21 protein-coding genes and 1 pseudogene are annotated in these 19,287 nt (G+C 47.8%); 20 read left to right on the plus strand and 2 right to left on the minus strand.

Annotated features, from left to right (window positions below; translation table 11 throughout):
* Window positions 1-264: 264 nt before the first annotated feature.
* The 12 genes from BC343_RS24505 to BC343_RS24560 all read left to right on the plus strand — a co-directional run bounded on the left by BC343_RS24505 (window position 265) and on the right by BC343_RS24560 (window position 11,741).
* Window positions 265-2,406, plus strand: a complete 2,142-nt coding sequence (locus BC343_RS24505) for a cbb3-type cytochrome c oxidase subunit I (protein ID WP_238381853.1) — start codon at window positions 265-267, stop codon at window positions 2,404-2,406.
* A 14-nt stretch (window positions 2,407-2,420) separates the two neighbouring features.
* Window positions 2,421-3,422, plus strand: a complete 1,002-nt coding sequence (locus BC343_RS24510; protein WP_078350431.1) for a cbb3-type cytochrome c oxidase subunit II — start codon at window positions 2,421-2,423, stop codon at window positions 3,420-3,422.
* Window positions 3,423-3,464: 42 nt separating this feature from the next.
* Complete coding sequence (locus BC343_RS24515) at window positions 3,465-3,737, plus strand: hypothetical protein (RefSeq protein ID WP_143822334.1); 273 nt, start codon at window positions 3,465-3,467, stop codon at window positions 3,735-3,737.
* Entirely contained in the window at window positions 3,727-4,134 is a 408-nt protein-coding gene (locus BC343_RS24520) for a cytochrome C (RefSeq protein WP_078350433.1), read from the plus strand. The genes BC343_RS24515 and BC343_RS24520 overlap by 11 nt, the downstream gene beginning before the upstream one ends.
* 14 nt (window positions 4,135-4,148) lie before the next feature.
* Complete coding sequence (locus tag BC343_RS24525) at window positions 4,149-4,529, plus strand: group III truncated hemoglobin (RefSeq protein WP_078350434.1); 381 nt, start codon at window positions 4,149-4,151, stop codon at window positions 4,527-4,529.
* A gap of 22 nt (window positions 4,530-4,551) precedes the next feature.
* Window positions 4,552-5,556 (plus strand): NAD(P)/FAD-dependent oxidoreductase, encoded by a 1,005-nt coding sequence (locus BC343_RS24530; protein WP_078350435.1) that lies wholly within the window; start codon window positions 4,552-4,554, stop codon window positions 5,554-5,556.
* On the plus strand, window positions 5,537-5,878 hold the full coding sequence (locus tag BC343_RS24535) for a 2Fe-2S iron-sulfur cluster-binding protein (protein ID WP_078350436.1): 342 nt from the start codon (window positions 5,537-5,539) through the stop codon (window positions 5,876-5,878). The genes BC343_RS24530 and BC343_RS24535 overlap by 20 nt, the downstream gene beginning before the upstream one ends.
* 90 nt (window positions 5,879-5,968) lie before the next feature.
* A complete protein-coding gene (locus tag BC343_RS24540) occupies window positions 5,969-6,847 on the plus strand; it encodes a helix-turn-helix domain-containing protein (RefSeq protein ID WP_078350437.1) in 879 nt (292 codons plus the stop codon).
* 116 nt (window positions 6,848-6,963) lie between these two features.
* The gene (locus tag BC343_RS24545) at window positions 6,964-7,635 is read left to right on the plus strand and encodes a pirin family protein (protein ID WP_078350438.1); all 672 of its coding nucleotides are present in this window, start codon (window positions 6,964-6,966) and stop codon (window positions 7,633-7,635) included.
* 82 nt (window positions 7,636-7,717) lie between these two features.
* Window positions 7,718-9,082 (plus strand): TolC family protein, encoded by a 1,365-nt coding sequence (locus BC343_RS24550; RefSeq protein ID WP_078350439.1) that lies wholly within the window; start codon window positions 7,718-7,720, stop codon window positions 9,080-9,082.
* Window positions 9,083-9,108: 26 nt separating this feature from the next.
* Entirely contained in the window at window positions 9,109-10,152 is a 1,044-nt protein-coding gene (locus BC343_RS24555; RefSeq protein WP_078350440.1) for an HlyD family secretion protein, read from the plus strand.
* A gap of 44 nt (window positions 10,153-10,196) precedes the next feature.
* Complete coding sequence (locus tag BC343_RS24560; protein ID WP_078350441.1) at window positions 10,197-11,741, plus strand: MFS transporter; 1,545 nt, start codon at window positions 10,197-10,199, stop codon at window positions 11,739-11,741.
* A 372-nt stretch (window positions 11,742-12,113) separates the two neighbouring features.
* On the opposite strand, the gene BC343_RS24565 is transcribed toward BC343_RS24560, so the two are convergent.
* Window positions 12,114-12,407, minus strand: coding sequence for a hypothetical protein (locus tag BC343_RS24565; protein ID WP_078350442.1), 294 nt, complete (start codon window positions 12,405-12,407; stop codon window positions 12,114-12,116).
* On the opposite strand from BC343_RS24565, the gene BC343_RS24570 reads away from it, so the two are divergent.
* The 8 genes and pseudogenes from BC343_RS24570 to BC343_RS24600 all read left to right on the plus strand — a co-directional run bounded on the left by BC343_RS24570 (window position 12,408) and on the right by BC343_RS24600 (window position 17,752).
* Window positions 12,408-12,839, plus strand: a complete 432-nt coding sequence (locus BC343_RS24570) for a GNAT family N-acetyltransferase (RefSeq protein ID WP_078350443.1) — start codon at window positions 12,408-12,410, stop codon at window positions 12,837-12,839. It abuts the gene before it with no gap.
* 111 nt (window positions 12,840-12,950) lie between these two features.
* On the plus strand, window positions 12,951-13,388 hold the full coding sequence (locus BC343_RS24575) for an RrF2 family transcriptional regulator (protein WP_078350444.1): 438 nt from the start codon (window positions 12,951-12,953) through the stop codon (window positions 13,386-13,388).
* Between the two features lie 124 nt (window positions 13,389-13,512).
* Window positions 13,513-13,953, plus strand: coding sequence for a hypothetical protein (locus tag BC343_RS24580; protein WP_078350445.1), 441 nt, complete (start codon window positions 13,513-13,515; stop codon window positions 13,951-13,953).
* Window positions 13,954-14,129: 176 nt separating this feature from the next.
* The gene (locus tag BC343_RS31705; protein ID WP_238381854.1) at window positions 14,130-14,552 is read left to right on the plus strand and encodes a sterol desaturase family protein; all 423 of its coding nucleotides are present in this window, start codon (window positions 14,130-14,132) and stop codon (window positions 14,550-14,552) included.
* Window positions 14,553-14,570: 18 nt separating this feature from the next.
* Window positions 14,571-14,765, plus strand: a pseudogene (locus BC343_RS31710) (sterol desaturase family protein); the annotation flags it as partial.
* A 50-nt stretch (window positions 14,766-14,815) separates the two neighbouring features.
* Window positions 14,816-16,285 (plus strand): aminotransferase-like domain-containing protein, encoded by a 1,470-nt coding sequence (locus BC343_RS24590; protein WP_078350446.1) that lies wholly within the window; start codon window positions 14,816-14,818, stop codon window positions 16,283-16,285.
* 231 nt (window positions 16,286-16,516) lie between these two features.
* Window positions 16,517-16,948 (plus strand): cupin domain-containing protein, encoded by a 432-nt coding sequence (locus BC343_RS24595; RefSeq protein WP_162276935.1) that lies wholly within the window; start codon window positions 16,517-16,519, stop codon window positions 16,946-16,948.
* Between the two features lie 54 nt (window positions 16,949-17,002).
* Entirely contained in the window at window positions 17,003-17,752 is a 750-nt protein-coding gene (locus BC343_RS24600; protein WP_078350448.1) for an SDR family oxidoreductase, read from the plus strand.
* 309 nt (window positions 17,753-18,061) lie between these two features.
* On the opposite strand, the gene hmpA is transcribed toward BC343_RS24600, so the two are convergent.
* Entirely contained in the window at window positions 18,062-19,270 is a 1,209-nt protein-coding gene (hmpA, locus tag BC343_RS24605) for an NO-inducible flavohemoprotein (protein WP_238381856.1), read from the minus strand.
* Window positions 19,271-19,287 lie beyond the last annotated feature (17 nt).

Genomic DNA, 19,287 nt, shown 5'->3' on the forward strand with positions numbered 1-19,287 from the left:
ATGACGCCGGTAAGGTTTCCCCACAAGCCGGCCCGCCGAAACACTCGGAGACACGGTATTTCGCGTATCGGGCATCTTTAAAACGCGTAACGCCGAAATATCGGAGATGTGTAAATCTGTGCTTGATTTAAATTGCTGATGTACAGATTATTATATAATGGCACGTAAGTCGTTATGGGTCGGCAGTTCAATTCGAGGAACTTCAGCCATTTCCGGAATCCCTGTGATGGCGGCAGTTCCGGTCGATAGGTAATATTGATAACAATGATGAAAACAAACAAACTCTTCATTACAGCTTTCGCCGTGATGGCCGGTACCTCTGCTGCGTTTGCCGGAACGGATGACACAACGGGCATTTCCGGCCAGGGCATCAGTGACATTGTTTACGGCCTGTTAATGGGGGCATTGATCTTTCTTATGCTTCTTCTGCTCCTCTGGCTGTACAGGCTGTCTGTAAAACTCAGGTTAGAGACAAATGACAATAAAGCCGATCATAAACGAAGGATGCAGCAGCAGGTCTCTGCACTCGACAGAACGGATCTCAGCCATATACTGACACATAGCGCTTCCTTACGAAAGAGGACCGGAAATAATGCGGGGATCGTTACGGCAATGATCTTTATGAGTCTGCTGGCCGCTCCTGCAAAAGCGGAGGCCGGCCCGGCACCTGATCTGCTTCTGAAAAGTCCCGGAATGATAATTACCGTGACACTTATCCTGCTGCCGCTTATGGTTGCCATATGGTATACCGGTATAAAGGTGTCCCGTCTGATCAGCCGAATACAGTTCCGGCGCATCAGGAATGAGACGGACGATCTGATCAGCGCCGCGGGTACTGATCCTGATTTCTATCACCTGCTCCTGGAAAGAAAAGCATCACTGGATTTTAAATTATCGGACGAGGAGCTTGGCAGTAATGTATCTCCTGCGGATCGGAAGGGTTTACTGCACAATGTTGCAGAAGTTGATTCACCCCGCTTCCTTGCTGCCAAAAGGAAAGCATCCGTTCCTCATGACCTTGATAAGTCACTTGTAAGGGCAATCCTCTGGTTTCTGGGCTCTGCGACAGCCTGGCTGGTACTTGGAACCTCTGTAGGGGAATATCTGGGCATTAAATTCGTAGCGCCTGACGCAGACCACGTGAGCTGGCTGAGTTTCGGGCGCCTGCGCCCCGTTCACACGAATATGGTATTCTGGGGGTGGTCTTCTTTGGCCATGCTCGGCCTTGGTTACTACGTGGTACCGAGGGTAAGCAATACCGTTATATTCAGTATTCGACTGGCTTACTGGTCACTGATACTCGTTAACAGTGCTGTTCTTTGCGGTTCGCTCACACTTATGGCCGGTATTAACAACGGGGGCGGCGAATACCGTGAGTATATCTGGCCGGTGATGGCTCTTTTCGCATTGGGTATACTTTTAACACTTTATAATTATTACCGTACAATTGGCAGCCGCAAGACAACGGAGATCTATATTTCCAACTGGTATATTGTGGCGGCCATGATGTTCGTAACCGTGATCGCCCTGGTCGGTTACCTCCCGCAGTGGCAAAACGGCCTCGGTGAAACCATCGTGCAGGGATATTATATGCACCAGGCTGTCGGAATGTGGTTCATGCTGTTCAATCTGGGACTGATCTATTATTTTCTCCCCCAGCAATTGAACACACCTATTTATTCCTATAGTCTGGGTATCCTTGCCTTTTGGGCACAGATACTTTTCTATACCCTGATCGGCACACATCACTTTCTGTTCAGTTCGATCCCGTGGTGGCTGCAGACCGTCGCTATTGTCGGAAGCGTCGGTATGCTGATCCCGGTTTTTGCGGGTACGACCAATTTTCTCATGACCATGAAAGGGAATTTCCACAAGATCAGCCGGAGCTATACGCTGCCGTTCTATCTTGTTGGCGTAATTTTCTATTTCACAGGCTCCATGCAGGGTACGGCAGAGGCATTCAGGGAAACGAATTTGGCCTGGCATTTTACAGATTTTACAACGGCTCACTCGCATATCACCATGTACGGCATTATTGCCTTTATGCTATGGGCTTTTATATATACGCTTGTTCCGCGCCTAACGGGAAAGGAACCCGGACAACACTGGGTCGGCGCACATTTTTGGCTTGCACTGGTCGGCCTGCTATTTTACACCGTGCCGTTAATGATCGGCGGGACACTGAGAGGCATTGCCTGGCAATCCGGTAAGCCTTTTATTGACAGTGTGGTGCTGATGGCCCCGTACTGGTTGTGGAGAGCTATCGGGGGTTCTCTGATGTGGCTGTCTCATCTGGTCTTCTGCTGGAATATGTATACAATGACGCTCCGTCGTTCCGAGAATGAGATCAGAAAAGAGGTCATGGATGCTCTCGGCAACAATCATATGATCTCTAACCCCGTCTAACAGAAATATAGAACATGGATCTCTACTCGAATCATAAAAAACTCTATATGGCCGCGCTCGGATTTTTCCTGGTGCTTACGCTCTTCGTTGCCATAATTCCTGCACTCAGCAACCAGCAGGCCAACGCCGTCCTTCCGGGATCGAGGCCATTAAATGCTTTAGAAAAAGAAGGTAAAGCAGTATTCATCGCTGAGGGGTGTGTAGCCTGCCACACGCAGCAGGTCCGGAACCTCGATATGGATAAGAACTGGGGCAGCCGTCCCAGCATAGCTGCGGACTATGCCGGCATCACAAGGACGGATGTCTGGCGAAATACGGCAACGCTGATGGGATCGGAAAGGACAGGCCCGGACCTTACAAATATCGGTAACCGCCAGCCAGCCGAAGACTGGCACTTGCTTCACCTTTACAACCCGCGCCTTGTTGTCGGCACATCAGTGATGCCGTCGTACGAATGGCTCTTTGAGTCAAAGGAATATGCTGATACGGAAGATAAGGTGCTCAATATTCCCGGGGCTGAAAAAGACGGCAGAAAAGTTGTTGCCTCGCGCAAGGCCATGGCGCTGGTGGCTTATCTGCAATCGCTCAAACAATTAAAGCTGCCCGACGGCAGGCCTGTCCCGGTATTTCTGTACAGCAAAGATGCCGGTAAGGTTACTGCAGCTGTGCTGGCTCTGAAAAAGCAAACAGCGTTTGATGGTGAAGCGCTGTATACAAGCAATTGCTCAAGCTGCCACCAACCGAACGGACAAGGGATACCCGGGGCATTTCCTTCACTGAAAGGGAGCGCGATCGTTCTGGACACTGATCCTCTGGTGCAGGTCACTATCATCATGAAGGGCTATGACGGAAGAGCAGGGGAGGGATACGGTGCAATGCCTGCCGTCGGCACAAATAATAATCTGAAGCCGGAAGAAGTTGCCGCAATAGTCAATCACGAACGTAGCAGTTGGGGGAATCAATCCAAACAGGTGACCGCAGAGGAAGTGAAGAAGATCATCTCTTCCCTGAAGTAAAGGCCAACATCACGGTATATCGCAAAAAATCAAAACAATTACATGATGAGAAAATACATTGTTACCATACCCGTCATTTTAGTCAGTGGAACTGCTTTCGGATGTGATGCCTGTAAAAAGCAACAATCTTTTTTTACCGGTATCAGCCACGGCAGAGGGCCGGAAAGCACCTGGGATTATCTGATCGTTGCGCTGATGGTCATCGTCACGCTTTATGTGCTTTTTGCAGCACTGAATTGCATGTTCAGGCCATACGAGAACCATCGGAGCCATATCAAATATACATTTATCGAATCGGATGATTATGGAATTTAAAAGCAGCGTTGTCCTCTACATTGATGACGACCCGCAGCCCGTCGGAGAGTTTCCCTGCCCGGTATCTTTCGAACTCGATACGCGGCGGCTGACGGACGGCGAACATGTTCTGAAGGTAGTAGGTAAAGACTATCTCGGAAAGGAAGGGATCAGACTGATACCTTTTAATGTGCGGAACGGGCCCGCTATTGCCGTCGAAGGCATTCGTAAGGATGAAACCGTGGAAGGGGTGTTGCCGCTTATGATCAATGCTTACAGTAAGGGCAATCAAAAAGTGTTTTTAGTACATGGCAGTGAAACGCCCCGGAGCATACCCTGGTGGATCGTTGCAGGGATCATCCTGTTTGCTGCATGGACAGTGTTTTTTGTGATCACTTCACTTTCGGTTAAACTATAAAATAAGCATAGAAAATGGCAGATAGACAAAACATGGATTCTATCAGATTACTGGTAGATGATTTTTACAGCAGGGTGCGGGAAGACGTACTCCTTAATCCGGTATTCGCGGAATTTATTATTGACTGGCAACCGCACCTGCTTAAGATGTATACTTTCTGGAATACGGTGCTCTTTGGCGTCCCTGATTACAAAGGTAATCCTTTCGCAAATCATGCTAAACTCACGGTCACGGCCGGGCATTTTTACCGCTGGCTTGAGTTGTTCGGCGAAACGGTAGGCCTGCATTTTGAAGGCCATAAGGCAGAAGAGGCAAAAAAGAGGGCGGAGATCATGGCAAGTATGTTTCAAAACAGAATGTCTCAACTGAAAGATAAAAAACACGCCCTGCTTTAAGGACGGCCGGAGGTAACTGGAAATGATATCGACTGATATATGTGTAATAGGAGCCGGCCCGGTCGGGCTTTTTGCGGTGTTTGAAGCGGGCCTGCTGAAAATGCGCTGTCATGTGGTTGACGCATTAACACAGGTCGGCGGACAACTGACGGAGATCTATCCGCGAAAGCCGATATATGATATTCCCGGTTATCCGGAGATCACAGGAGAACAACTCATCGGGCAGCTCATGGCACAGATCGCGCCGTTCAGGCCTTCTTTCACCCTCGGTGAGCGCGTAGAACAGGTTGACAAGCAGCCTGATGATACCTTTTTGCTGACAACCTCTGCAGGAACAGTTATCAGCGCAGGGGTGGTTGTTATAGCCGGAGGCCTCGGCTGTTTCGAACCCAGAAAGCCCGCAATCCCGGATCTGCAGCTGTATGAAGGAAAAGGTGTGGCCTATTCCGTCAGGGATCCCGAAGTGTTTCGGGGCAGACAGGTCGTCATAGTGGGCGGCGGCGATTCGGCACTGGACTGGACACTCGTTCTGACCGGTATAGCTGATAAAGTTACGCTGGTTCACCGGGGGAACACCTTCCGCGGTGCACCCGACACGGCAGGCAAAATACAGGAGTTAGCAAGTGCAGGGAAACTTGATTTGATCACCAGGGCGCATGCCACACATCTTACAGGTGCGGGAAGGCTTGAACGTGTAGGCGTTTCAGTTTACGGCGGGGAAAGCCTGCTGATCCCGGCAGACGACTTCGTTCCGCTTTTCGGGCTGACGCCAAAACTGGGGCCTATTGCAGAATGGGGCCTCAATATGGATAAAGATGCCGTTAGTGTGACCACTCTGGATTACAGTACAAGCGAAAAACGCATCTATGCGATCGGGGACATTAATCAGTATCCGGGTAAATTAAAGCTGATACTTTGCGGTTTTCATGAAGCCGCCCTGATGGCCAGAAGCGCTTTCCAGTTTATCTATCCTGATCAGCGGATCAATTTTAAATATACAACAGTCTATGGGATCAATGCATTCTGAAAGGAAAATAGAATTTAAAGCTTACGATACGGACGGAGACTGGAGAATAGTTGAGGCAAGTGCCGATGCGCGCCTTTCACTGATGGATATTCTCCGGTCAAACGGTTTCGATATCAAGGGGGTATGCGGAGGGCTGGCACTCTGCGGTACCTGTATCGTTAAGGTCATCAGCGGTACCGGCGAATTAGCGCCACCGAATGATGACGAGGCTGCGATGCTGGAAATGTTACCTGATGCAGGCACCGGGAGCAGGCTGGCCTGCCAGCTGCCCCTTTCACTCTCAATGAATGAGATGGTATTCGGGCTGCAGAATTATGAATAAGTAACGGATACAACACGACGGAACACTGCATTTTTTCACGGGGCAGTTGTTACCCGGAGTTGCAGGCCGGCAAGTAATACAGATATTGACATGTTAGAGCAAATAAGTACGTTATCGATCTCAAAGCTGCAGAAAGCCTTTGACCTGGCAGCACCGAGGAAACAGTACCTTTTCGTTGATACCGGCTGCGAGCCGCTGTACACGGACGAACCGTTCCGGACGGAGACTTATTCTGTAGTCTGGCTGCGGCAGGGAATAATGCACCTGCAGGCAGACCTTACATCGACCGTAATAACGGGGCCGGCGGTCATTACCATAGGCCCGAACGTTACGCGGTCCTTCCGCAGGTCGGATGCACGCCCGGATATGCAGCTTTTCTTTTTTACCGCTGATTTTCTCCTGGAAACGCTGGCGAACATCTTCTATCTGGACAGGTACAGGTTTTTTGAGGATAACGAAGGGCATGTGCTTCAGTTGCATGAACAGGAAGCTTTCAGGCTGGCGTCGATATTCAATCTCGTCAGCGGTGTTTTCGGCAGAATGCATCCCAATGAGCCGCAGCTGATGCGGAGTTACGGGTATTTGCTTATTCATGAGATCGATGCGATACACCGGAGCCGTAGCGCAGGGCAGCAGCCTGATGAAGGCAATCTGCTCTTTACCCGTTTCAGGAACTTGCTGACAAAAAAATTCTGGCGGCACAGGACTGTCGGCTTTTATGCCAGCAACCTGAATGTAACACCGAAATATCTCTCCGAAGCCATCAAAAAGCAAAGCGGAAAAACCGCCGGTGAATGGATTAATAAAGCCGTTATGCTGGAAGCAAGGGTACTTCTGCAGAACAGAACACTGAGCATAGCAAGAGTGAGTGAGCGTCTCAGCTTTTCAGACCAGTCTGTTTTCGGGAAATTTTTTAAGACACATCAGGGCTTATCCCCGGCAGAATACCGGAAGTCGCTTTCCCAATAAACCCGTTTACCGACATATTGACGAAAAATACCGAAATGCAGCCCTTTTTAGCGCGTGTTTTAGCGGCAATTTTGAATTCATAAAGGAATCAGCCAAGGCAGATTAAAATTACGATCATGAGATTTATCAGAGAACAGGACCGGAAGTTCGTCGATATGGGTAATGTCAAGAATCACCAGATGATCTTTCCTGTCGTCTATCCGGTAGCAGATGACCGTTGGGGGCCGGTCGTCCGGTTTGACAATAAAAGCCTCGTCCCCGGAGGACAGGAATTACAGAACTTCGCGGGAAGCCCGCTGCTGGTCATACGCATAATGATCAGTGGTACCGCTACATATTTTGATACTGCGGGGAACCGCGTTGTGATGCACAGCGAAGATGCCTTGATGGTGAATGCCGGTAAAGGGGCCTTGCAGGCAACTTTGCACAATACCGATGATACTTATGAAGACGATCTGCTGGAAATATGGCTGCACATGCCTGAGCGGGACAGTATGTTCCATTTCCAGGTGGCTTCATTTCAGCGTGAAAAAGGACAGCTTTACCTGCTTACTGCCCCGGAGAAGCAGGATACTGAAATGCGGCGTGGCCTCTTCGGCCCGGGATCCGTCTACGTGCTTGAGCCCAGTGCTGAACGTCGTAACGTTGTCATCTTTCTGATCAGCGGAACACTTAATATAAACGGACGGGTGCTCAGTTACCGGGATACGGTAATGCTGGAAGCAGATGGCCCGCTAACAATGAAGTTTGACAGAATGAGCGAGATCTTCCTGATCAGGTACAGTTAAAGAAAAACCCGGAAGCGGCTCAGCAGCCATTAGCCCGTCACATTTTTATGCGCAGAACAGAAAATCTAAATAATAATCTGACATGATAAGATCAGTTTGGATAAAGCCATTTTTTAACAGGCTTATACGGATACTTGCCGGTATTTTTTTTACAGGATGGAATATGGCTTGTGCCCAGCAGCCATCCCCGATGCCTGGAGTAAGAAAGCTCAGCCTCGCCGAAGCCATAACACTCGGAAAAACAGACAATAACCTGGTAAAGGCGGCCGGGCAGGAGGAAGAAGCGAGCCGGGCAGATCTTGATGATGCCAGAATGAATGCTTTGCCGGCAATTACCGCGTCATCCGGCTATCAGCGGTTTACAAAGCTTACCCTGTTTGAAAGTGGCCTCGGCGGAGCCCATAGTGTACCAAAACGCCCAAGCCAGTATGGTGCAGACGCAGGACTGAGCGCGAGCTTTAATCTTTATTCCGGCGGAAAGCAACGGGCACTGGCCGCTGAGCAGCGCCACAAAAAGGACCTCGCGGGGGTGAATACGCAAGAACAAAGTGCAGCGGCCGGCCTGCAGGTAGCAGCTCAATACCTGGATATAGTCAGGTTGAACGATCAGCGTCATTTTATACTTGAGCAGGTCGTCCGGGCAGAGGCGCGTCTCAAAAACATCTCATCTCTTTTCCGTAATCAGAAAGTTACCAGAAGTGATCTGCTTCGGGCAGAACTGAACCTGTCAGCTGTGAAGCTTAATCTTGAACAGACAGAAAACGATATTGTGATCAGTAACCAAAAGCTGAATGTGCTTATCAATATTCCGGATACCGTAAAGGTTGAACCTGCGGATTCTTCGGGTACGGCAATGCCAGGCCCGGAGGAACTTAATGACCTGCTCGGGCAGACTACAGGGAATGCATTTTCAATACGTAAAACAGAAGAGAACCTGCTGATCCTTGGAGACCGCCTGAAGGGTATCCGCAGTAATTCCCTGCCATCCGTATCGCTGTTGTCCGCATATAGCATAAATTATCCAAACACCATCTTTTATCCGCCTGTTGACCAGGCTTATGCGATAGGGTTTGTGGGGGTCAGAGTTCAGTATAATATTTCATCGGTTTACCAGAATAAAAATAAGGCCGCCGCTGCCCGCATAAGGGTGAGACAACTCCGTTTCCAGCAACAGAATATAACTGACAATGTCAGGCAGGAAGCAGCAGCCCTGCTGATCAAATACCGTGAGGCCCTGAATCGTATCTCGGTCACAGAACGATCGATCGAACAAGCGCTCGTTAACTACCGGATCGTCAACGCCAAGTATCTTAATCAGCTGGCGCTGCTGACGGATCTTCTTGATGCTGACAATCTGTATCAGGAAACCCGTTACAACCTGGTACAGGCCCGTATCAACGCAAAGCTGATCTATTACCGGATGCTTTACACGGCCGGTAAATTATAATTTTTCACCATCTAATTACATCGATCATGACTACATCACCGGCCAAACGACCGCTAACCATTATCCTCACTGTTTTTGCCCTCGTTATCATCGCAGGGGCGGCGTGTTTCTTTGTTTTTTATTTTCTTAAAGGCAGCCGCTACCAGGAAACAAATGATGCACAGGTAGAATCCTATATCAATCCCGTTTCCGCAAGGGTTGGGGGGTATATCCGGTCTGTACGCTTTGGGGAACACGAGCCTGTAAAAGAAGGGGATACACTGGTTACACTGGATGATCGGGAGTACCGTCAGCGTGTACTGGAAGCGGAAGCGGCGGTTGACGATGCAATTGCGCAGGTAAACGTACTGAACGCAGGTATCACCAGCCTCCAGGCCGCTTCAAAGGTCAATAAAGATCAGGCAGAAGGGGCTAAGGCAAGGTTGGTACTGCAGCAGTCGGATATCAGACGTTATAAAAACCTGATGCGTGAAGAAGCTGTTACAGGTTCAGATCTTGATGCGGTTCAGTCCCGCTATGATGTTTCCAGAAGTGATTACAGCGGCGCCCTGAATAATTTGCAGGCCAGTTATGCAAAAATTGCCGAACTGAAAACACGCCGGGCGCTGCTTGCGGCGGACCTTAAAAGAAAAAATGCATTACTTGAACTTGCAAGGATCAACCTGGGCTATACGGTAATCAGGGCCCCTTACAGCGGCCGCATGGGCAGAAAGTCGATCCAGGAGGGACAGCAGATCCAGCCGGGGCAGCCGCTCGTATCAATCGTCAATGAAAGAGACAAGTGGATCACCGCCAATTTCAAGGAAACACAGGTGAACGGTATGTATATCGGGCAGTCTGTCGAGATAAGGGTTGATGCGATTGATAATGTGGTTTACCGGGGCAGGATAGAAGCAATATCAGCTTCCACCGGTGCAAAGTTTTCGCTGCTCCCCCCGGATAACGCAACCGGGAATTTTGTGAAAGTGGTGCAGCGAATCCCTGTAAAGATCAGATTTACAGATAAGGATATCACAGCAGTAAAAGCAGGTATGAATGTTCTCGTCGCAGTTGAAAATAAAGGAATATGAATCCGCCCGTATATCTCAGAAATTGGCTGCACCGGTCTCCATGGATGGTGAGAATCCTGCTGGTGTTCGTTACGCTTTCTGCTGTTTTTCAGTTCGGTGCCTTCGCACTCAGTCAGAACTTTGTTATCTCTTACCTCGGCGCTCAGCAGGAAGATGTTACTTTCGCAATTCAGATGACCTATGTGGGTATACTGGTAATGCTGCCTGTTCAGTTCAGGTTTCAGCGCTATTTCGAGCCGAGAAACTATATGATCGTCATTCTGTCATGCGGAATAGCCCTGGCGGCGGCTTGTCTGTTCGTTCAGGATCTCGTTTTGTTCTTTGTCATCCGTTTTCTACAGGGGCTTGTAGTTTGCGGTATTGCTTCCTGTATGTTTGTGCATGTTTCCGCCTATCTCAAAACTGAGCACCGGCAGGTGATCCCTTCGGTGCTTTTATACGGATCTGTACTTGCTAATACGGTGATCATCGGTATGGTCGCCTCGAATGTTTCGCTCACTGCAGATTTCCAGCAACTGTATTATTACATCATATTGTTCCTGCTCATTTCGCTTGTGATCATCATGACAGGTTTCAAAAGCCGGACAGACAGGCATCCTTATCCGCTCTGGCAGATCGACTGGGTCGGAGCGGTATTTTTTGTGACTGCAGCAGTGGCTTTCGCATACACCATTATTTACGGTTCCAAATTTTACTGGCTTACCGATCATCGTATCCGTCTGTCAATTCTCATCACTGTTGTATCGGTGTTTTTATATATTTTGAGAGAATATTCGATAAAGCGTCCGCTAATCCAGGTCCGGACGCTTTTAAATCCTAAGATATGGCTCGGGTTATTACTGCTTGCAGTTTACTACGGAATGAAAGAAAGCATAAATCTCTTGTTCGGTTACACCGGCGTTGTGCTGCAGTGGAGCCCGGCGCAGACCATGGAACTCGGGCTGTTCAATCTTGCAGGCATCATCCTGTTTATGATACTTTCCACCGCTCTTTTATTTCGTAAGCCAGGCTTTTTTCCCGGTTTTCTTTTCATTGGTTTTGCGCTTTTGCTGGTATATCACCTTTGGGTTTATTTATTAATTACGCCTGATCTTGCCTTTGAGGATCTGATTGTTCCGATATTCCTGCAGGGAGCCGCATCCGGAATGATGCTTGTACCGATCGTGGTTTTCATTATCAGGGCGGCAACGCCCGCCGCGGGGTACACCGGACTGGTTATCGGAGCATATGCAAGATTTACCGCTTTATTAAATGCAAGCGCGGGTTTTTATAATCTGCAGTTGTATTATAACCAGATCTACAAGGAATCTTTCCTCATCCATATCACCGGCACCGACCAACAGACGGCAGAGCGGCTGGACAGTTTTAAACAATTATACCTTTCCAAAGGCTACGTACCCGAGCAGGCGGCCGTACTGGCCAATGGTGCCTTAAGCAGGTTAATCGGTACTCAGGCGCAGTTATTGACAGTACGTGCTGTATTTATGCAGCTTTCGATCATCGCAGGATCCATCATGATCATTGCCGGCATCGTGTGGATACTCGCGTCCGTTCTCAAAAAGAGTAATGCTGTAGCACAGATAAATTAAGATTATCAGGATCACTCTCTTTAAGCAGTCATCATCGGGGGCGGGCGGTATAATACACACCCTTTATCGAAGGGGGATTTTGAACACTTCGGGTACGATATTTCGCCGTTCGACTGCCATGGTATGACGAAAGAACGTCGATATACTTATTGATATTATTTAATAGATTGATTATTAGTTCTTTGTGTAAGTGGCATGATATTTTAATGGTTTGGTTGATCGAATTCGATAATATGATAAACTGTAAATCAATCCGTTATGAATATTTCATCAAAGAGCCACAGGAAACTGAATAGCGCAATTACACGCAGAGTGATCGAGCTGCATTCAAAAGGTTACGACCAGGATTTTATGATGCAGACCAATCGTTTGTTATGCATTCAGAACAATGAGGATTTTGCCGCCAGCGCAGTGCAGATCCTCGTTGTCGACCAGGGCTACGATCATGTCGACCGCTGTTTTAAGTATATCCACACCATAGATACCTTCAACGGCCAGAAGGGGGTGCTGATCGCTAACGGTATCTTCACAAATGCGGTGATACACTGATCTTGTTTCCGAACCGAAGAAAGCAGGATCGGCTTTGGTCCCCCGTTTCCGGATAAACTGGCCCACATCAACGATTGTTACCGGAATAACTTTGTCTGAAATTTTAATTGAAGACATATGTTGTGTAAAAAAGTAGAGTCAGCGGAGGATATTGAAAAGTGCAGGAATCTTATCCTTGACTTCAGGCCTCATCTGGACGCGGGAAATTTGGCAGTTCAGGTAATAAGAATGATCAGGGAGGGAGGATATAAAATAGTATATGCCGTGGATGAAGATACCAACAGTGCAATGGGATTTGCCGGGTACAGAAAGTACGAGATGTTGAGGACGGGGAAGATCATTTATATTGACGATCTGTATACTGCACCGGAAAGCCGGAAGAAAGGTTGCGCGGCAGCACTTCTTGGTTTTATAGAATCTGAGGCGCGAGAGCAGCAGGTACAGAGCATTCACCTTGACAGCGGTTATGCACTGCATCCGGCCCACAGGCTATATCTGAATCAGGGTTACATACTGGCCTGTAACCATTTTGCAAAACCTGTTGCATGATCTGTTCGGGCTTATCCTCAAAGGGAGGGCAATTCCCGGGACAGCTGCTTGTAAAGATGACAATTAAAGAGTTTTATATCTTTAATAAAGATTTAGCTTTGCATTAAAGATATGGGCGTTTTCTCAAGGACTTGCGAATATGCGATGCGTGCGGTTTTTTTTATCGCCCACCGGACCCCTGAGGGGACCAGAGTGGGAATTAAAGACATCTCAGAGGGTATCGATTCACCTGCCCATTTTCTCGCCAAGATTCTGCAGGACCTGAGCCGAAGGGGGATAATTCACTCAGCTAAAGGCCCGAACGGCGGTTTCTATATGACAGAGGAAGATTTGTCCAGGCCGCTAAGTGATGTGGTCGAAGCAATCGACGGCGTCCAGATCTTCAAAGGGTGTGCACTTGGCCTGAAGCAATGTTCTGAGAAAAACCCCTGTCCGCTTCATCATGAATTCAAAGCCATAAGGAACGACCTTACTAAGCTCATTAACGGAACATCTATCAAATCATTCAACGAAGACCTGCTCAACGGCATGACATCGCTGAAAAAATAACCTGGCCCCTCGCAGCCGGTGCGTGCGGCAGCAATGTATAACGATAATTTTCTGGCCCCCTCTACCTGGACCCGCTGGACCATTTAATGAGGCTTTTCAGGCGTAATTTTGTTAAAAAAATAATATGAAATCACAAGCAAATGCGCTACCCCAGTTAATAGCCAGGCTCGCTCTTGGTATTGGTTTTCTTTTACCTGTTGCAGACAGATTGGGATTCATGGGTGCGCCGGGTTCGGGTGTTAACTGGGGAGACTGGAAACATTTCACAGGCTACGCGCATGTGATCATGTCTTTCCTGCCGGAGAACATCAGTAATTTTGCGGCATTGATCGCAACGGTCGCCGAGGTCATATTCGGTGTTTGCCTCATACTTGGCTTCAGGATAAAAGCGAATGCGTTTGGCAGTGCTGTACTGACTTTGCTTTTTGCGTTCAGTATGGTCATTTCAGAAGGCATTCTTGCTCCGTTTAAATACCCGGTATTTGTATTTGCCGGCGCTGCTTTACTCCTTACTTGCACTGAAGATCCGAAATGGAGTATCGACAGCATTTTGAAAGGAAGATAATTCCTTGGCCTGAAAAAATAAAGCGTGTATCCGGCCCGTGTTCATAGCGAAACCGGTTAGTTTTTATGTCAGTGGCTTTGATCGATTTGTTAGGTTAGCGATTCGCGGCCGGAACGCCCGCTTTAATTTTTACATTACATTATACCCTTTATTGTCAATTTTTATACATAAATTCTATGGCAGCAGGCAAAAGAAAATTCGTATCAAATTCCCAGGATTCAGTCCGGATGTTCAAAAGTGATTTTTTTGAAGCACTGTCAAAAGTGCATTTTACTGTCCCGCTTTATCTGTTTATACCCGTAATTATTTATTGCTTTTACAGGTCTTCGCTTACCGGTATGGCTTTATGGGAATATCCGGCAGATTTTCTCGCAGGTATGCTGGTATGGACCGCCGTTGAATATGTGATGCACAGGTATGTATTTCATTTCGAACTCCCCGGCACTATCGGCAGAAGGCTGCATTTCATTATCCACGGTGTTCATCATGACTATCCGAGTGACAGGTTGAGGCTGGTAATGCCTCCTTCGCTGAGTATTCCTCTTGCGATCGCTTTCTTTTATCTTTTCAAAGCCTGTATTCCGGACCGGTATTTCTGATTTTTCTTCGGTACTTTCCTAATTGGATATCTTATTTATGATATCGGCCATTACGCTATGCATCATTTTAACTTTAAAAGCGGCATCTTTAAGAAGATCAAACACCATCATATGCGTCATCATTATCAGGAACCGGAAAAGGGGTATGGCGTGAGTTCACCGCTATGGGATCACATCACTGGATCGGTATTTACAGATACGAAGGAAAAATAGTTTAATACGGGCTACGCCGCCGGTAAAGCGAACGCCGAATAATCAAAATAATGCTGCCTTTTAACAACCTAATCGTCACCGACCGCAATTCTCAGGTCAGCATTGCTGCGCAGATCAGCGATCAGATCATCAGGCTGATCCGTGATGGGGTGGTTGTGCCCGGCGCTTTATTGCCTGCTACCCGGATACTGGCCGGGCTGATCGGCGTTAACCGTAAAACGATCAACAAAGCTTATGAAGACCTGCTTGATCAGGAGTGGATCGAGTCTGTGCCGAGGCAGGGGTTTCGGGTAAAGGCCAATCTCCCGCTGATCAAACCCCGCTCTTTTCATCCGGTCAATAAATTTGAGCAGACGGACCGCCAGCAGCCTGTCTTTATCGAAAAAGATGAGATCCCGAAACTAAGCAAGCGCAGGATACCGGATTATGAACTCCTGGTGACGGACGGACTGCCTGATTACCGGCTTACACCGCATAATGATATGCAGAGGGAATACCGCAAGCATCTGGATAACAAAGCGCTTAACAGAGCAACATATTTTCTCGACCAGGGAGGGCATCCGTCGCTAAAAAATGCGACGGCTTCTTTCCTTAACAGTTCCAGGGGACTGAATGTGGCCGAGGAGAATGTACTCATCACCAGGGGCGGGCAGATGGCCATTTACCTTGCTATAACGCTTTTGGTAGGCAGGGGGGATGAAGTGGTGGCCACTGAACCAAACTATGTTTTCGCGGATGAGGCCTTTTTGAATGCGGGGGCTGTCATCAACCGGATAGGAGTGGACGAAGACGGAATGATCATAGAAGAGTTTGAAAAGATACTTGAGGAGAAGCAGATAAAAATGCTCTACGTTGCTCCGCACCATCATCATCCCACAACGGTCACCATGAGTTCGGAAAGGAGGCTGAAGCTCCTTCAGCTGATGTCCAGATATGATTTTTGGGTGATCGAGGACGATTACGATTATGACTATCATCATAGTAACCGTCCGATACTGCCGCTTTCAACAAGCTGTCATAACGGTAAAATCATATACGTAGGTTCTTACAGCAAACTGCTTGGCCCCAGCGTGCGCTTAGGGTTTATGATCTCGGCACCTAAGCTCATACAGCGGGCGCTTCACCTGAAACGCCTTTTCGACCTGAAGGGAGACGTTTTTAACGAATACGTGCTTGCTCAAATGATCATGTCCGGGGCTTTGGACCGGCATATCCAGAACGTCAACAGGATATATGCCTCACGCTGTGTGCTGATGGCACAGCTGCTCAGAGAAAAACTGGGAGGCAAAGTTTCCTTCAGCATCCCGCAGGGAGGCCTTGCCTTGTGGGTGAAATTTCATGAGAAGTATGACCTGAAGCAATTGATCCGGAAAGCCGCAGAACAGGGTTTGCACCTGATCGGGAATGCTTGCTTTAACCCGGCATCGCCTCATAATAATTCCATCAGGCTGGGTTTTGCTTCGCTCATAGAAGGAGAAATTATACGTGTAACGGATATTCTTTATCAGCTTCTATCATAACAGGGAATCGTTTCTTATCTTCCTGAAATACAAAATACTATAGTTTTATTCTTTTAATAAAGCCTCACTTGCCTGGCCTTCGGCGGTGTTGGTGCGCTTGTCACTTGCATTTAACATTCTCGAAATTTTCTGGTCCCTTCGATGTGTCATTGCTGGTCCATGATATGGTCCACAGCCCGGGGTACATTTGTATCGACAATGGCAATAAAGCCTTGCCTTAAACATTATAATATGAAAAAGATAGCACTGCTGACTTTTATTACAGCATCATTATTTACAGGTATCGCCCGCGCTCAGCATAATCCTGCTCATGAAGAAGTAACCGCCACGCCTCCAAAAGTTATCTTCTCGAAACTGCTCAATACCCCATCATTAAAAAATCAGGAGTTTAAGATGGTTGTCGTGACGTTTGCTCCTGGTGAGGCATCTTCAGGGCACCGTCATCCGATCCCGACTTTCGGTTATGTACTGGAAGGTGAACTGGAATCGACATTTGAGGGAAAGGTATACCGTTACAAAGCAGGCGATACTTTCTACGAAGAACCGGATGGCCTGCACAACGGCACACGCAATGTCAGCGCTGATAAACCTGCCAGGCTGCTTGCCATATTTATAGGGGATGCAGGTAAACCGTTCCTTGTACCCGAAAAGCATAGTAAATAAATAATTCTCAGAATATTCTGAATATCATACATCAAAAAGCTTAATTATAAATTTATGAAAATCTTAATTATAGGAGCAACCGGCCTGATCGGATCAAAAGTCGCTCAAAAACTGCAATCTCTTGGCCACAGCGTTGTCGCAGGTTCTTCATCAAAAGGAATTAATGCACTGACAGGCGCCGGCCTGGAAGAGGCTTTGAAAGAAACGGACGTGCTCATAGACCTGATCAATTCTCCTTCATTTGAAGAAGGTCCTGCTGTCGAATTTTTTACCAGAACCGGTAACAACCTGGTTGGGGCAGCGAAAGCAGCAGGCATTAAACACTATGTTATTTTGTCGATAGTGGGAACCGATCTCATGCAGAATATAGGCTATATGAAGGCAAAAAAAGTGCAGGAAGGCCTTGTCAAAGGATCGGGTGTTCCGTACACGATAATCAGAAGTGCCCAGTTCCATGAATTTGTACCTGTGATCGCAGATATCGCAACACAGGAAAACCGTGTCCATGTTTCAACATTGGATTTCCAGCCCATAGCAGCTGAAGACGTTGCAGGCTTCGTTACAGGCCTGTCAGTACAATCTCCGTTAAACAGTATAGTGGATATTGCGGGACCGGAACGTAAGGGGATGAGCGCATTCGTAGAAGATTATCTTTCAGCCAGGCAAGACTCTCGTGTGCTGGTACCGAATGACAGGTGCGAGTACATCGGTATAGCAGTTCCCCAGTCAGCGCTGGTACCTGATAACGGTGCAAAACTTGGAGGTATCACTTTTGCAGACTGGATCAGCGGACAGTCAGCATAATATCCATTCATCACAGGTGAAAAGGGGCGGAGAAAATCTTCGCTCCTTTTTTTGCGCTAAATGAATTAAGGTTAGCCCGCAAACTCATGCCCGATACCGAATAATCCGGCGGTTTTAATGAAGCCTGGTTGCGGTTATACTTTAAGAAAAAGAAATTCTTCAGGCAGGTGACTTAAATGGATCATTCAATAATTTATTATAAAAATTAAAACATTTACGTTCATAAGGTAACTTGTTTTTATCAAAGCAGGAAAGCTTCGCAGGGTCTCTGCGAAGCTTTCTCTGATCCAATAACTTCCGGATAATTTATCAGTTCAGCTGTATAGTCTGCGGCCCGAACTCTTCGAAGAAGATGAATGACCTGTCGACCCCTGCAGCAATAAGATCATTGTAATGCTTCGTGATGAACGATGCCGGTCCGCAGATGTAATATTCGCTGTTCGGCGCAAAGTTCCTTCTGTCAATATGCTGAAGATCTACCCAGCCCTGGCGAACAGATCCCGGATCTGCACCTGCGTCAACGACGTCGTAGAAAATATGCCGTTCGAAATCTGCGTCTGTTTTCCAGGCCGCCAAATCATGGTGAAAGGCATGAAGGTTCCGGCCCCGGCAGCCATGTATCCAGGCCTTCGGACGATCACTGCCAGATGCGATCAAATCTTCCATCATACTGATCAACGGAGTTTGGCCTACGCCGCCACTGATAAAGACAACCGGGTTTTCTGAAGCTGAAAGAACAAAATTTCCTGCAGGGGCAGAAACATCGATGATATCGCCGGTATTTATGAAGTCATGCAACCTGTTGCTTACCATGCCGTTGAAATTTAATTCGCCCCCAAATTCCCGCTTAACAGAAATCCGGTAGTAGGCTCCGTTCGGTGCGCAGGAAATACTGTATTGCCTCGGCTGGAACAGATTCAGCTGCGGCACAAATATCCTGACACTGATAAACTGCCCCGGTTTAAAGTCAGCGATCTTACCGCCGTCAACCGGATATAAATAGAAAGAAGTGATCTCATCCGATTCAGCTTCTTTTTTCCTAACGGCAAACGGACGCCATCCGGTCCAACCACCCTCGGTATCGGCAAGTTTTTGATAGATCTGCCCTTCGTGGTTCGCCATCAGTTCGGCAAGCTGTCCGTAAGCCACTGTCCACGCGTCAATCAGTTCATCTGACGCAAGATCGCCCAGGACCTCCCGGATAGAGGCGATAAGATGTTTCCCGACGATACGGTAGTGTTCAGGCCGTATACTCAGGCTTGTGTGTTTTTGGCCGATCGCATCCAGTACGGGCAGCAGTACTGTTGGGTTCTCAATGTGCTCCGCATAGGCTAATACAGCCATAGCCAATGCCGTTTGCTGCTTCGCATTTTGCTGATTACCCATATTGAAAACATTTCTGAGTTCCGGATGGTGGGAGAACATCCTGCTGTAAAAGTATTTGGTAAGTGTAACGCCATGTTCTTTTAGAATTGGTACGGTGCCCCTCACAAGGTCTTTTTGCGCGTCTGTTATCATAATTATAAAGTTGTTTG

The sequence above is a fragment of the Mucilaginibacter pedocola genome (assembly GCF_002013915.1).
GTDB classification, from domain to species: Bacteria; Bacteroidota; Bacteroidia; order Sphingobacteriales; family Sphingobacteriaceae; genus Mucilaginibacter; species Mucilaginibacter pedocola.

What these genes read in the sequence shown, in the direction of transcription:
- BC343_RS24515 (WP_143822334.1), top strand. Translation starts at nt 3,465, where the DNA reads ATGATGAGAAAATACATTGTTACCATACCCGTCATTTTAGTCAGTGGA.
- BC343_RS24535 (WP_078350436.1), top strand. Translation starts at nt 5,537, where the DNA reads ATGGGATCAATGCATTCTGAAAGGAAAATAGAATTTAAAGCTTACGAT.
- BC343_RS24550 (WP_078350439.1), top strand. Translation starts at nt 7,718, where the DNA reads ATGATAAGATCAGTTTGGATAAAGCCATTTTTTAACAGGCTTATACGG.
- BC343_RS24525 (WP_078350434.1), top strand. Translation starts at nt 4,149, where the DNA reads ATGGCAGATAGACAAAACATGGATTCTATCAGATTACTGGTAGATGAT.
- BC343_RS24590 (WP_078350446.1), top strand. Translation starts at nt 14,816, where the DNA reads ATGCTGCCTTTTAACAACCTAATCGTCACCGACCGCAATTCTCAGGTC.
- BC343_RS31705 (WP_238381854.1), top strand. Translation starts at nt 14,130, where the DNA reads ATGGCAGCAGGCAAAAGAAAATTCGTATCAAATTCCCAGGATTCAGTC.
- BC343_RS24575 (WP_078350444.1), top strand. Translation starts at nt 12,951, where the DNA reads ATGGGCGTTTTCTCAAGGACTTGCGAATATGCGATGCGTGCGGTTTTT.
- BC343_RS24545 (WP_078350438.1), top strand. Translation starts at nt 6,964, where the DNA reads ATGAGATTTATCAGAGAACAGGACCGGAAGTTCGTCGATATGGGTAAT.
- BC343_RS24595 (WP_162276935.1), top strand. Translation starts at nt 16,517, where the DNA reads ATGAAAAAGATAGCACTGCTGACTTTTATTACAGCATCATTATTTACA.
- BC343_RS24540 (WP_078350437.1), top strand. Translation starts at nt 5,969, where the DNA reads ATGTTAGAGCAAATAAGTACGTTATCGATCTCAAAGCTGCAGAAAGCC.
- BC343_RS24530 (WP_078350435.1), top strand. Translation starts at nt 4,552, where the DNA reads ATGATATCGACTGATATATGTGTAATAGGAGCCGGCCCGGTCGGGCTT.
- BC343_RS24560 (WP_078350441.1), top strand. Translation starts at nt 10,197, where the DNA reads ATGGTGAGAATCCTGCTGGTGTTCGTTACGCTTTCTGCTGTTTTTCAG.
- BC343_RS24520 (WP_078350433.1), top strand. Translation starts at nt 3,727, where the DNA reads ATGGAATTTAAAAGCAGCGTTGTCCTCTACATTGATGACGACCCGCAG.
- BC343_RS24510 (WP_078350431.1), top strand. Translation starts at nt 2,421, where the DNA reads ATGGATCTCTACTCGAATCATAAAAAACTCTATATGGCCGCGCTCGGA.
- BC343_RS24565 (WP_078350442.1), bottom strand. Translation starts at nt 12,407, where the DNA reads ATGTCTTCAATTAAAATTTCAGACAAAGTTATTCCGGTAACAATCGTT.
- BC343_RS24555 (WP_078350440.1), top strand. Translation starts at nt 9,109, where the DNA reads ATGACTACATCACCGGCCAAACGACCGCTAACCATTATCCTCACTGTT.
- hmpA (WP_238381856.1), bottom strand. Translation starts at nt 19,270, where the DNA reads ATGATAACAGACGCGCAAAAAGACCTTGTGAGGGGCACCGTACCAATT.
- BC343_RS24570 (WP_078350443.1), top strand. Translation starts at nt 12,408, where the DNA reads ATGTTGTGTAAAAAAGTAGAGTCAGCGGAGGATATTGAAAAGTGCAGG.
- BC343_RS24580 (WP_078350445.1), top strand. Translation starts at nt 13,513, where the DNA reads ATGAAATCACAAGCAAATGCGCTACCCCAGTTAATAGCCAGGCTCGCT.
- BC343_RS24600 (WP_078350448.1), top strand. Translation starts at nt 17,003, where the DNA reads ATGAAAATCTTAATTATAGGAGCAACCGGCCTGATCGGATCAAAAGTC.
- BC343_RS24505 (WP_238381853.1), top strand. Translation starts at nt 265, where the DNA reads ATGATGAAAACAAACAAACTCTTCATTACAGCTTTCGCCGTGATGGCC.